The sequence below is a fragment of the Paenibacillus elgii NBRC 100335 genome (assembly GCF_004000865.1).
In the GTDB taxonomy this organism is placed as follows: Bacteria; Bacillota; Bacilli; order Paenibacillales; family NBRC-103111; genus Paenibacillus_G; species Paenibacillus_G elgii.
Window position 1 is genome coordinate 1 of the sequence record NZ_BIMB01000062.1, and the last position, 13,481, is coordinate 13,481.

Consider the following 13,481-nt stretch of genomic DNA (forward strand, 5'->3'; position numbering starts at 1 on the left):
CAGGCTCGTGCCCGGTGCCAGAGCCGCGGCCGCTGCCGGCGCGACGCGGCGCTTGAGCGCGAGCAGGCGCTCTACCGAGCGGTCGATCCGCTCCTCGCGGATGCGACCGCTCTCTACCGCCTGCACGAGCGCGTCCAGCGCCGTCTGCTGCCGCTCGATCCGGTGGCTGACCAGCACGAGGTCGGCCCCCGCCTCTACGGCCATCACCGCGCCTTCGGCAATGCCGTAATGCTCGGCAATCGCGTTCATCTCCAGGCAATCGGTGACGACGACGCCGTCGTAGCCGAGCTCCTGCCGCAGCAGCCCGTCGATGACGCGGGGCGACAGCGTCGCCGGCAGCCGCTCCGGCTCTACGGCCGGGAACAGCACGTGCGCGGTCATCACCGCGTCGACGCCAAGCTCGGCCGCCCGGCGGAACGGCGCGAGCTCCAGGCGGTCCAGCCGCTCCCGCGGATGCGGCACGACCGGCAGCGCCGTATGCGAGTCCTCGCCCGTATCGCCGTGGCCGGGAAAATGCTTCACCGTCGCGGCGATGCCCGCTTCTTGGTAGCCCTGCACGGCCGCCGTGCCGAGACGGCCGACCGTCTCCGCATCCCCGCCGTACGAACGGACGCCGATGACCGGGTTCAACGGATTGTTGTTAATATCGAGACACGGCGCGAAGTTCATATTGATGCCCATCGCCTTCAGCTCGCTGCCCGTGACCTTGGCCGCCTCATAAGCCGCCCCGGCATCTCCGGTCGCCCCCAACGCCATGCTGCCGGGAATCGGCGTCACGCCTTGATCGATACGCATCACCATCCCGCCCTCCTGATCGATCGCGATCAGGAGCGGCACGCCTCCATGGGCCAGCGCCTGCTGCTGCAGCGAGGCCGACAGCTTCGCTACTTGAGCCGGCTCCGTCAGATTGCGGCGAAAATAAATAATTCCGCCGAGATGCTCTTCCCGGATCAGCCGTTCGATATCTTCCGACGGCTCCGTGCCGTGAAAACCGCACATCAGCATTTGACCGATTTTTTGCCGGAGCGTCAGCTCCCCGATTCCTTTAGACACCATCTGCCGCTTCCTCCTCTGTCTCAAGCTCCGTCACGCCCGGCTTAGCCCGTTCCCGGAACTCGGTAGGGGTCATCCCCTCATATTTGTGAAATACTTTCGTAAAATAGCGCCGCTCCGCGTAGCCCGCCAGCTTGCCGATTTGGGTAACGCTCTTGTCGCTGTGGAGGAGCAGCGATTTGGCCAGCTCCATCCGTTCGCGCGTCAAGTATTCTAGGAACGTCTCCTGATGATGCTGCTTGAACAGCAGGCTGAAATAGCTGTTGCTGATACCCAGATGCTGAGCCAGCTCCTCTACGCCCAGATCGCGGGCCACATGCTTCTGAATGTACTCCCGGGCGGAAGCCATCAGCAGCTCGGGCGATTTGCGCCGGCCCGTGCTCACCTGCTGGCATTCCCGGATAAGCAGGTGTACGCATTCGACAAGTTCCTTCACGTTTAAGCTATCCTCCAGTTTGGCCCAGACGGTCTGCTCCTGCGAGCTTCCGAGCAGCCCGACCGAACGCATTTCCCGCAGCAAATGCAGGCACAGGAAATGCAGCATCTGCTCGGCGCGCATCGAGTTGTGGCCGCCGGCCTCCTTGATGCTGCGGCCGAGCTCCTCAAGCGTCTGCTCAATCTTGGCGGAGTCTCCCTGCGTCAATCCGGTGGCGAGACCGTCAGCCAAGCCCCAGAACGAGCTTCCCGTCGCATCCGTTCCGGCCGTTTGCTCGTGAATCAGGATATGCCGGTTCTCCAGCGACAGCTGGAGGCCACGCTGCACTTTGCGGTAGGCGTCCGCCAGCTCTTCCGCCGCAAGCGGCGACGGGTACACCCCGACGCTGACGGACAGCTTGACGTACCGCTCCACCGCTTGCTGCACCTGCTCCGACCACGCCCTTAGCCGCTCCGTGGCGGTGGCGGCCATCGCTCCCGTCAGCGGCCCCGTCACGGGAAGCGGAATAAGCACGCACCATTCCCCTTCCCGCGTCAGCAGCACCGCGTATTCGGCAAGCTCCGAGTTAAGCGCATCCTGCAGCACGTTGCGCACGGCAAAATGCACCAGCTTGCGCTCCCGTTCGTCCTGACGCGCAATCTGCGAATAATCGTCCAGATCGACGAGCAGCATCCAATAGCGCTGGTCGAGCCAGGAGCGGTCCCCCTCTTCGCGAAGCCGGTGCAGCGGAAACGACGTATAGTCCATCAGCAGGTCGAGCAAAATTTTTTCGTAAGCCAGTTCGGACAGCTCCCGCCATTTGGCTGTTTCCTTCAGCTCGTTGATCTTGATTTCGCGGATGCCCGCAGCCGTCCGCTCGATGACCAGTTGCAGCTCTTCGTAATCGATCGGCTTCAGGATATAGTCGCGCGCGCCATACTTGACAGCGGAACGGGCGTAGTCGAATTCCTGGAAGCCCGTCAGCATAATAATTTCGCCCTCGTAGCCGGACTCTCTCAGCTGCCGCAGCAGCTCGATGCCGTCCATAACCGGCATCCGGATATCCGACAAAATGAGATCCGGCTTCCCTTCGCGGGCCAGATCGAGCGCTTTGGCCCCGTTGGCTGCCGTGCCGATCAGCTCGATGTTCATCGCTTCCCAAGGAATGACCTTCTCCAGATTGCGGACGATATTGATTTCGTCATCCACCAGCATGGCTTTGATTTTCATGGCGATCACCCGGTTGTTCGTTTTGGTATCGTGCAGCGAATGACCGTGCCGAAGCCCGGCCGGCTGCAAATCATCATGCCGTAGCGGCTGCCATAATGGATGCGCAGGCGGTCCGCCACATTCGGGATGCCAAGCCCGACCCGCTCCTCCGGCATCGGGGCTCCCGCTTCCGCCGAGCCGCTGGACCTGCTCCCCGGCGTCCCATGCAGACGAAGCAGCACGTCGTCCGGAATACCGGCCCCGTTGTCCTGTACCCACAGCACGACGGCGTCCTCCGTCTCTTCCGCGGCAATCCACAAGAAGCCCTTCTGCCGGTCGGGATCGCCCCTACTCTCCATCCCTTCGATGCCGTGCTGAATGCTGTTCTCCAGCAGCGGCTGCAGCGTCAGCTTCAGAATCGGTGTCGAGAACAACGCAGGCGGCACGTCGATTTCGTATTCAAATAAATCTTCAAAACGGTATTTCTGGATTTCCAAATAATTGCGCACATGATCAATTTCCATCGACAGCGGAATTTCCTCTTTATGGTAAAAGCTAACGCGCAAAATCGTCCCCAGCCGCTGGACCATCCGGCTCACCTTGCGGCCTTCGTTTTGCGCCGCCAGCGCATTGATCGACTCCAGCGTATTGAACAGAAAATGCGGCTTGATCTGCGCCTGCATCAGCATCAGCTCCGCTTTGTTTTTCCGCTCCTGCTCCCGCTTCACGTCCTCCAGCAGCGTGCTGATCCGCTCGACCAGACTGTTGAAGCCGCGGGCGAGCGCGCTGGTCTCGTCCTTGCTGTTCGCTTCGACGCGGATGCCGAGATCGCCGATCTCCACCTTTTTCATAGAGTTCACAATGTACAAAATAAAGCGGATTATGCGCCCGACGAACAGCATGTTGAACAGCAGGGCGCTGAGCAGAGACAAGATCGTAATCGCGCCGATCCATTGGATCACTTGCATCGAGCGTCCGGACAAATACGCCCAAGGCGTGACGGAGACGACGCTCCAATTCATTTTGCCGAATTCGTCCAAATCCAGATGATGCACCGAAACGATGCTTTCCACGCCGTCGAATTTCATTTTGCCGCTCTCGTATTCTCCGCCCAGATGAATCGAGCCGTCGATGTGCGACGAAAGCGTTTGCCCCGAAAGCTTATCCTTGTTATCCACCATGATCAGCCCGTCCTGATTGACGATCATAAACCGGACGCCGTTGCTGTGGCTGGTGCCGAAATAGTTGAAAATGCGGTTCAGCTCGCTGAATTGAAACTGCTGCAGCAAAATCCCGCGGTTGTCGAGTGTATACGTGTCGTTGATCACGCGGATCATCGTAAATAGCGGCTTATTGCCGGTCCAATTCTCGAATTCGTGCGGGCCGATCCAACGGGGCACGCCGTTCAGAGCCATCACTTCGCCGAACACGGGCAGCTTCGCAAGCTCGGCGAACGAAAGCGGCCTGTAGCCGATTTTGCCCTGACTGAACGACTGCCGTTCAAAATCGTACAGGGTCACCGAGTAGGCCGGAGTATAGGAAAGAAACGTTCGCTGCAGCAAACGGTCGTATTCAGTCAAAGTGACGGCGTCGACGCCGTCTTTGGCACCGAGCATCCGCTGGATGTCTTCCCGCTGCATCGACGCTTGAGAGAAATAGTTCGCTTCCTTCAGCACGTACGTAATATTGCGGCCGACGGCCTTCAGCGTAAATTCGGACTGCTCCGCATAGTTTTGCTGGATGATGCTCTGCGACAGCAAATACGTGATCGTTCCGAGCACGAACAGCGGCGCCACAATAAACGCCATGAACCCCAAAAACACTTTTTTCCGAAGATTCATCAAATGCCTGTCGTTCCTTTCTTATGCCGAAGGGTTCGCCGCTATGCTGCCGCTCTTCCGGCGAACCGCATCATCTCTTCGCTTCTTTGTTAGCGACTTCCTGCACCCGCTGAAGCTTCTCCACCACCTGCTCCGCCGTCAGCTTGCCGCCGACAAACTCCTGCATGCCCGTTTCAAGCGCTTCGCGGACTTTGGCCTGAACGACCGCATCGAACGCCGGAAACTGCTTGAACCGGGTCGTCTGCATGATTTCATCCACAATCGGATAAAAACCCGACTGATCGATCAGCTTCATGGCGGGCAGGACGCCGTTTTCTTTCAACTGACGCCGCTGCATTTCGTCGCTGTACATAATGCGGATGAACGCTTTAACGGCTTCCTTCTCCTGTTCGCTGAGGTTCGCGGCGAAGCCATAGCCGTTCGAGTAGCTGCCGTTAATCCAGCCGTCGCCCTTCCCCCCGGTATCCGGGAAGTTGAAAAAGCCGACGTCGTTCGCGATCTTCGACCACTGGGGATCGGCAATCGCCCCGCTCGCCCAGCTTCCGTCGAACAGCATCGCCGCGTTGCCCGCGCGGAATTTGTACTGCTGCTCCGCATATTTAAGACCGAGGCTGCCTTCCTGGAAGTAGCCCCTTTTGACGAACAGCTCGTAGCGCTTGAAGCCGTCAAGCACGTCGGGATCGGTCCATTTGCGCGATCCGCTGACGAAGCCCTCGACGGAATCGGGTCCGGCCGTACGCACCCAAAGCGTGTTCATCAGCATGTTGATCACCCAGCCGTCCGCCGCGGCAAGCGCAAACGGCGTAATGCCGTTGGCCTTCGCCTTCTCTGCGATGGCGATAAGCTCCTCCCACGTTTTGGGTACTTCTACCCCCAGCTCCTTAAATATCTTCTTATTATAGTACACGCCTTCCACGAAGGACGCCGTCGGCAGTCCGTAAATTTTACCGTCAACCGTGAACTCGTCCAAATCGAAAAAGCGGTCCTTAAGCTTCATCTCCTCCAAAATCGGGGTCAAATCCAGCAGCCGTCCGGCTTTGACATACTTCTGCGTATCCGAGCCGCCGAACAAGTCGAATATTTTGGGCGGCGAGCCCGCGGCCATCTCGGCCGGAAGCTTCTCGAAACGGTTGACCTTGTCTTCGATGCCCTCCAGCTCCACCGTCAGCCCGGGAACGGCAGCTTCCATCCTCTTGGCGACGTCTTCCAGCAGCTTCAGCTTGAGCCTGGCATCGTCACGGACCTGGGTATGCCGCAGCGAGATCGTAAACGGCTTCGCCTGCCTTAGGCCGCCCGCCTGATCGCCTCCCGCAGGGGCTGGCGCACCGAGCTGACCGCACCCAGTGGCAAGGCCCGAACACAGCAGCAGCGAGACGAATTGGAGCGGCCGCCGTTCGTTTATCATCCGTACCCCTCCTTCGGGAACCGCCAGTTATCCACTCTCGATTATAGTACGCACCCCGCCGCGGACGGCAGGGTTTGATTTTCACAACAGGGGGATAAATTCGTCTAATGAATTGGGTATATTTGGAGTATGCCACGGCGGCGGGGAAAAGGGAAGAGGGAAGGGGCGGGAGTGTTACGAGAAATCGGTATGCAGCCTGTACTTTCCGCAGGTGGGACATTGAAATAGATAAAGACCAATATCGTCAGTGAGCTGATTCAGCGATAACCCGCAACTTTCTTGCAGCCGTTCCATTTCCTCTTGCAGCTCTTCCTTGAGGTCCATCCATTTGTCTTGGTCCAAATACCCGATAAACGCACAAAACTCGTCACAATGCCTCAACCACTGAGGCTCCTGCCAGGATGAATAACTCGGCGTCCGAAATAGCAGCTCGTGCAACGACTGATCATGGATAGGTTCAATTTGTTCACTGCCCATAAAATACATGTACTGATTCGTATCGTCGTTAAAGACGACCGACAACAAACCGCTGTTATACTCGACCGCTCCGTGAAAAGTGCCGTTAAACTTTTGGGCGGCCTGCCCGTCATAAATACACCATGGGCAGATCGCGTCTACATCATCGATGCAATAAAACGGCCCTGAATAAACATAATTCGTGTCCCGGCTGCAAACCGTACAACGACGTGCAGGACCTTGCTTGAACAGTCCGAGCCGGTAAGCGTTGGGATGATATTTGAAATGGGGCAGGTTCTCGTCGATCACATTTTTGCACATCACAATCTATGTCCTCTCTGTTTGATCATTCGTATTTCTCTCCGTCCCATCTCCATAAATGCCGGTTGACCACAATATCTTTCCATTGAAGTTCGGGATTATCGATAACGCCTAGTGTTCGGAATTCAATGATTCACAAACTCAACCTGTTCTCCGTTAATCGTCACCTGAATCGTAGACGGATTCTGGCTGATAAACGGCGGTAGCTTCGAGTGCATGTTAGCGAAATCCGCGTCGGCAAACACGTTTTCGTCAAAATCAATTTCTTCAGATGTAAATGCATGCCATTCCTTGCCAAGCCACTTTTGCCAATCGTCATAAAACTGGTCTTTTTTGAATGTTAATTCAACACCGTCTTGTATCATGACTACGTTCTCGACACGGCCTTCAGGACAATAAATAAGAATCGGAATTTGAATTTTATTGCCGTCCGGATAACGTTGACCATAAGCCTTCAATCCCAATCCTACACCATCCGCCCCGGCGACAAAATCAACTTCCTTGGAAAACGGATAGATGGCTTGATAATTTTTAAAAAAAGATGGGTTTGTTTTCGTTGGCGGCAAGATCAACGAGTCGTTACAAGGCTTTGTGAGTTCTCCGAGTTCATTCCCCCACGTTTCCCTGTTAACTTCAACCGCTTTGTTTAATGGATCTGCATCCGTTACAGGTACCTGAGGTGTAAAACCATTGTTCTCCCCAAATACCATAGGTTCGTAATACCGGGTTACTTCATTATCCGGAAATCCAACGACTCCATTTAACACCCCCGTTCTCTGGGAATGAATCGTTGCAAATACCAGAGAGTTCGCATACTTGTCATTACGGGTAACGAATATCGGATTATCCTTCATAAATACCGATTGTTCCGGATGATTGGCAGGAACGGATTGTTTGGTCATGATGAAATGTAACAAGGGAAAAATTCGTAAACCTGATTGATAATCAACCGTTCCGTCTTGGATGGAAAACTGCCCCCGATTCTCCAATGCCTTTTGACACGCAATAATTTCCTTCGAGGCTGGCTCAGGGGTATTTTTCGGAATGCTTTTCTTCGGTCCGGCATTTTTTTCTTCGTTTTCCGTTTTGATGTTATCGTTATTCACGGCGACTTTTAAACTTTCGGGAGATTTCGAATCCATATTTCCCGTACATGCAGTTAGCATGGAAAGGATGGCCGTGACGACCATCCATCGCAGCAGACGCTTCAAAAACATCCTCCTCTCCTACTCGGTGAAACGGTTGCGAGCTCTTCCCATTACAAGAAATGCTGCGGCTCCGTATCGACTCTCCAGCCTGATTTATCGATGTATTTAAACGTTATTTCGATCGTCTTCGCTTCCACCGAAGCATCAAGCAATCCCACTTTAAAAAGAAACGTCGCTTTATTTCCGTCTTTTGTGGTCTTTGTTACCTTAATACTGCTCCAGTCATACATGGAGCCCCAGTCCAAGGGACTAAAGGCTAGTTTATTGTCCTTTTTCCGTAGATCTAGCTGACCGATAATAGTAGCGGCAATAGGGGAAGTGAAGACTTCTTCCAAGTACTTTTGAATTTTCTCTTTGGAATTCAGCTCAGCGCAAATAAAAGCATATCCGCCATCCTCGTCGTTGATATAGTTGAACTCATCGCAAGGACCACCTTTTTGCAGCAGCTTGTAGTTTCTGTCCCGAGCCTCATCCATAAGTTTAATGGCTGCATCAGCCGTTAGTTCAGGCGTTGACTCCGACGCTGTTTCGATTTTCGGTGCCGGTGTTGTTCCGGTTTTCTGTGCCGGGGTTGCTGCCGATGCTGAAGGCGTCGCCGGCGTTGTTGGGGATACCGAATTTTGTTGGCTTGGCCCGTCATTTTTTCCGGCAGGCTGCACGCTTTCTGCAGGAGTACTCTGATGATTCTGTCCTGCACAACCGGCAACGAGCACGAGAATAAACAAAGCTATTGCTATTAACCATCGTTTTACTATTTTTCCCTTCAGCTTCAAAAATACTTTATCGTTCAGCATGACGTACTCCTCTATCCTCATTTTGGCTTAAATTCCCGGATGCTCTTGATTTCTCCCTTGGATTTATAGATCTGCATATGATCCAGCGTCGTTTGCACTCCGCCCCACGGATCGATAATGATAATATCCGAATCTTTATTTCCTTCGTTCGTATATCCTATGACGACTGCAAAATGGGTGCTTTCCTCCCCTTTCCGATCGTGCCCATTGCTTGAAACAATACAAGGCAGCCCTTTGTCAATGGACGCTCTGATATGCCGATACACATCGTTTTTCGTAAAGCTTTTGCCCACATCATACCTTTGGTAAGACAAATTTACTGCTTTAGAGGCTCGAGGAAAATCCATAGCGTTTCCTGGCGCATACTTTTTGCTTACCGAATTGAAATCCGTATCGGCTCCATAAAAATTAGCCACCATCGTAAATGACGCAATTGCACAGCCGGAAGCGGAGAACGGAATTTGGTCTACCGCAGGTACTCCTTTGATCATGTGGTTGCCAGGGGATGTAGGCGTTGGAGTCGGCGTTGGAGTTGGCTTCGACGGCTGATTTTGTACGCCGGAGCTTCCGTTGCCGGCACTTCCCGATGCCGACTCGATAGCTTTTAACAAGATATATACGCCCGGTTGGCGGTCGACCACATTCGAGTCGTATACCCCATCCTTAACATATTTTCCTTTGCTATATAGATTTGTTCCGCTGTAAGCATATGGACTGACATGGCCATTGTTCAGGTATCCTTTACCGTTGTACATTTCCGCATATGCCATCATGGCGACCAAGTCATTGGATGTTGCGCTTAAATGATAAAATTTGATCAGGTCTTTTTTGTCCAATATTGCGTCTACCGCAGCCTCTTCAAAGTCAGTAAAAAATTTCCCCTTAGGTACTTTCTTCGTTACTTTTCCAAGCTTCTCTCCATTATGCAAATAAGCCGAAAAATCGCAGGACGCCTCCCGGTAATGAATGGCGGCAATTAACTGTGGCGGAACGCCCGTTTTTTTGGAAATTCGTTCATAAACGTCTATATTTTTCTTGTAAATTTCAGCGAATTTTTGCAATTCTTTTCCGAATTTGTCCTGATCGATCTTGTTAATTTTACTTACCATTTCTTTGGCATGGTTATAGATTGGACCCGGATCGGGATTTTGCGTGCCTGACGTATCGTAGCCTGCGCCCTGCGATTTTTCCGTCCCTCCGCTCGGCTTCGTAGCCTCATTGAAATTCTGCTTCGCAGCCTTGTCGAAATTCTGCTTCGCCGACTCCGCTTCTTTCGGGGGACCGTATAAAATTTTCTCCGCTAAAAGCAATTGATCCTGGGCCAACTTATCGCCACCCGGTTTGCCGGCCTGCTCATACAACTGCTCGGCCTGGTTCTCCCAATCTGCCTTATTGTACATCCCGTTCCATGCTCTACCCTTGGAGTTGGAGTACTTGCTCGCGGCATGACTCCGGTTGTCGGCAACGACTCTCCCCGCTTCTTCGGTGCTATGATCAATTGTAAGGGTTGCGCCCATTTTCTCGCGCGCATATTTTGCACTGGCTACGGCTCCGCTCGCATCGCCTCCCGTTTTCTGTGCGTCATCCCAGATTTGCTTGGCGCCCCAGATCATTTCGTTGGCAACCATTCGCTGCGCATCTTTCAGATCGTCGTCCGATGTAATTGTTCCACCCATGGCTCGGCCTTTAGCCGCCAGTTTTTCCGCTTGTTCTTTTTTTGCGGCATCTTGATCCTTATGTCCTTCCGCCCACATGATCTTGGACGATAAAATCATCTGGTTGCCAATCATCCGTTTCATCTCATCCAAATCACAGTTCGGGATCGTGCCTCCTGCCTTGCGAGCATCTCTCGCCTCCTGCTCCGCTCTTCTTTTTCCGACTTCATCTCCTCTCTTATCGGCTGTCAGCCAAGCTGTTCTCGCATCCAATATCCTCTCGTTGGCTACAATGTTCTGGGCCAATTCCAGATCTATCTCGCGAGAGATGCTTCCCCCCATTTTGCGGCCTTCCGCCGCCAGCTTATCCGCTTCCTCCACAAGCTGCTTCCGCTTAAAAACATCCTTTTCGGCATCAGCTTTCGCCCGCTTCTGTTTGGCTTCCAATATTTTTTGGTTTCCTGCCTTTCGCCGGCCTTCCCCGGGAGTATCCCATCCGTTCGGAATAATAATAAACGGGTCCTTCCCCTCTTTCATGCTTCGTTTCCATTCCGCAATGAGTTCTTCTATGGCCGGCTCGCTTCCAAGAACCTGAGCGCCTGTCGTAGCTTTCGCCACTCGATTCCCTCCCCGCTCTGTTTGATACGCCACGCATGCTGCCATGCCATCAGTTCGTTTTTACCTTTTCTCCTTGAATCATCACGTCGCCGTCCAACTCGAGCAAACTTGTTTTACATTTCAAGCCAAGCGTATTTTGAGCCGAGATTTGTACCGTATTTCCGGCTTGAAGCAGCAAATTGTCTTCGGCCTTGATACGAATGTCTTTTTTGCTGTGGATTTCGATACCGTGGTCGTCGATTAAGCGAATCAGCACTTCGTCGTCTTTTCCGGTGATCAAAATTTCATTGTTCGTAAATGCGATTGCTTTCCGGTGTCTGGTCATAAAAATTTTAACTTCCGGCTGCTTGATCAAGTCGCCTTCTTCTTCTTTCTTGCGGATGGAGTGCGTCACGATAGCTTCCTCTTCCTTGTCCGAAGGGAAATAAATATTGACTTCATCGTCGACCTCCGGCATACAATACCACCCTGTATCTCCCTCAGCCGTATAGAACGTCGCATGCGGAAACGAGCAAATTTCCGCGACAGGAGGCTTCTTCGTATCGATTTCGTGAAAATGCACCTTGACCCGGTCTTCTTCTACAGCGAGTACCTTGCCTTTCAAGGAAATGCCCTTCATCTCGCTGTTGCATAGAGGCTTTTGCTGCAATCCGTCGGAAGTGGTCAGCACATATTCATGCTTGAGTACGCCATGATGAATAACGGCAATCGATTGCAGTACATACAACGATCGGTTCTTATAGGTTACAAAATCCCCGATGTTCAGAAGAATAGATTTTTTACCGCTGCTATAGATTTTATAGTATAATAAGTTGCTGTTTGCTCCATCTTTTATCCCGGAGTCCATTTTACGTGTAACGGAAAAGTTGAAGCTCGTCAACGTCCCTTTGTCCACGCCTTGGGGAGGGCCAAAATAAAACTGCGGCTTCGTTGCCGTCGCATTTGGGATGAGTCCCCATCGAAACCGGGATGCCATTCGTTTCAGGAATTCCCAGTCGGTCTCATCATACTGCATGGTAAAGTTTTGAAGCGACTTGGTCTTATCCAAGCTGCTGTTCCAATTCGCTCCCTTGTAAGGTTCCAACACCTGTTCGACCAGCTTGCTGTATGTCAGCTTTGGATTTTGGAACGGCCAGCGTTTGATCTTCATGTCCATGTCATAGGTATGGGAAACGGCTTCGCCGACGATATAGTATACGTTCGCCGTCGCTCTCACCCGAATATTCATCAGACGCCCTCTAAACAGATGAACAAGCTTTTTATCCTCGCCTTGATAAGAAATCTCCAGCGTCGTGGAGGCGTCTGCCATATCCACGTAACGATCTTTGATTTCATCCTTGATAACCCCTGTAAAATATGCTTTTGCATGCTCATTGAGCCGCTGAATGATGCGGACCTTCGGGTCTCTTAGCGATATCGTATCTTGGTTTATCCGAATGAAGGGTTCCATTTTCGCCGCTCCTTTTTTATTAGGTTCGATCTTCGCGTGAGTTCATTCAAAAAGCATTTGAAATTCCCTCAGCTTCTTCAGACTTTTAAACTTTTCTTCTGCTCCCGCAACTTTTATATAGTTCCAATTAATTTCCAGACATTGCTTTAAATTTTCAATGGCTTTCTCCGCATCATTGAGGTCAGCAGCATAGATCATAGCTTTCTCGTAATATATTACATCTAGCTCTTCAGAAGGAATTGCTCCAGTTGCCTTATCAAGGGTCTGGATCGCCTCATCGTAAAGAGCCAGCCTTTCCAACGATCTTGCTTTTTGGATATAAGCCTGTGTATTCCGGGGGTCTAATTCTATCGCCTTATTGAGGGTCTCTATGGCGTCGTTATATTTGTCTAATTGCATCAAGGCGATCCCCTTGATGAAATGCGCCTTCGCAAAATTAGGTTTCAATTCAATCGCTCTATTTAAAGCTTGGATGGCCTCACTAAAATTGGATATAACCACCTCGTTTCCTGGGTCTTCCATTTGTATTGTCGATCCAGTTACCTCAAGTATCGAACCTTTTTCGTAAAAAGCATCTGCAAAATCCGGTTTCAATTGAATCGCCTTGTCGTAAGCTTGTATTGCTTTATCAACTTTACCTGTATTAGAAAAAATCTTTCCTTTTTCAAAATACGCTTCGGCATAGTAAGGATTTAATTCACTAGCTTTATTGAAGGCTTCAATGGCTTTGTCGGCTTCCGATGTATAATGGGAAAGCACTTTCCCTTTGCCATAAAAGGCTTCCTCGCAATGCGGGTCTAAAGCTATAGCTTTGTCGTAAGCTTGCATAGCTTCATCGAATTTATCCGATGCAATTAGCAAATCCCCTTGCTTTAAATAATTGCGAAGCTCGGATGTTGTGATTGGTTTAGATTCGCTCGAAACCGAAGCTTCGGATGTGAATGTTAATGGCAAGGGCTGGTTTAATGGAGTCTCCGTACGCAAATCCCCAGCATATTGGAGCGAATGAACGGTTAGCGACAAGAAAATTACTACTATTTTTGCAGCAAACATCCC

10 protein-coding genes are annotated in these 13,481 nt (G+C 52.0%); all 10 read right to left on the reverse strand.

What is annotated here, in order from left to right; genetic code table 11:
• The coding region (nagZ, locus tag PEL01S_RS29790; protein ID WP_127462814.1) for a beta-N-acetylhexosaminidase at nucleotides 1–1,056 on the reverse strand (1,056 nt) is incomplete at its 3' end.
• A complete protein-coding gene (locus tag PEL01S_RS29795; protein WP_029191645.1) occupies nucleotides 1,046–2,698 on the reverse strand; it encodes a response regulator transcription factor in 1,653 nt (550 codons plus the stop codon). The genes nagZ and PEL01S_RS29795, both read right to left, overlap by 11 nt.
• Nucleotides 2,699–2,703: 5 nt before the next feature.
• Complete coding sequence (locus PEL01S_RS29800) at nucleotides 2,704–4,518, reverse strand: cache domain-containing sensor histidine kinase (RefSeq protein WP_127462815.1); 1,815 nt, start codon at nucleotides 4,516–4,518, stop codon at nucleotides 2,704–2,706.
• 70 nt (nucleotides 4,519–4,588) lie between these two features.
• Entirely contained in the window at nucleotides 4,589–5,923 is a 1,335-nt protein-coding gene (locus PEL01S_RS29805) for an extracellular solute-binding protein (RefSeq protein WP_127462816.1), read from the reverse strand.
• Between the two features lie 174 nt (nucleotides 5,924–6,097).
• Nucleotides 6,098–6,700, reverse strand: a complete 603-nt coding sequence (locus tag PEL01S_RS29810; RefSeq protein WP_127462836.1) for a CbrC family protein — start codon at nucleotides 6,698–6,700, stop codon at nucleotides 6,098–6,100.
• 125 nt (nucleotides 6,701–6,825) lie between these two features.
• The gene (locus PEL01S_RS29815) at nucleotides 6,826–7,911 is read right to left on the reverse strand and encodes a hypothetical protein (RefSeq protein WP_063186509.1); all 1,086 of its coding nucleotides are present in this window, start codon (nucleotides 7,909–7,911) and stop codon (nucleotides 6,826–6,828) included.
• Nucleotides 7,912–7,958: 47 nt separating this feature from the next.
• Entirely contained in the window at nucleotides 7,959–8,702 is a 744-nt protein-coding gene (locus PEL01S_RS29820) for a DL-endopeptidase inhibitor IseA family protein (protein WP_163767511.1), read from the reverse strand.
• 17 nt (nucleotides 8,703–8,719) lie between these two features.
• Nucleotides 8,720–10,975: a C39 family peptidase gene (locus tag PEL01S_RS29825; protein WP_127462818.1), complete on the reverse strand. Its 2,256-nt coding sequence runs from the start codon at nucleotides 10,973–10,975 to the stop codon at nucleotides 8,720–8,722.
• Nucleotides 10,976–11,024: 49 nt separating this feature from the next.
• Complete coding sequence (locus tag PEL01S_RS29830; RefSeq protein ID WP_127462819.1) at nucleotides 11,025–12,425, reverse strand: type VI secretion system Vgr family protein; 1,401 nt, start codon at nucleotides 12,423–12,425, stop codon at nucleotides 11,025–11,027.
• A 42-nt stretch (nucleotides 12,426–12,467) separates the two neighbouring features.
• Nucleotides 12,468–13,478 carry a tetratricopeptide repeat protein gene (locus PEL01S_RS29835; protein WP_127462820.1) on the reverse strand — a complete coding sequence of 337 codons (1,011 nt, stop codon included), beginning with the start codon at nucleotides 13,476–13,478 and terminating at the stop codon, nucleotides 12,468–12,470.
• Between the last annotated feature and the right edge of the window lie 3 nt (nucleotides 13,479–13,481).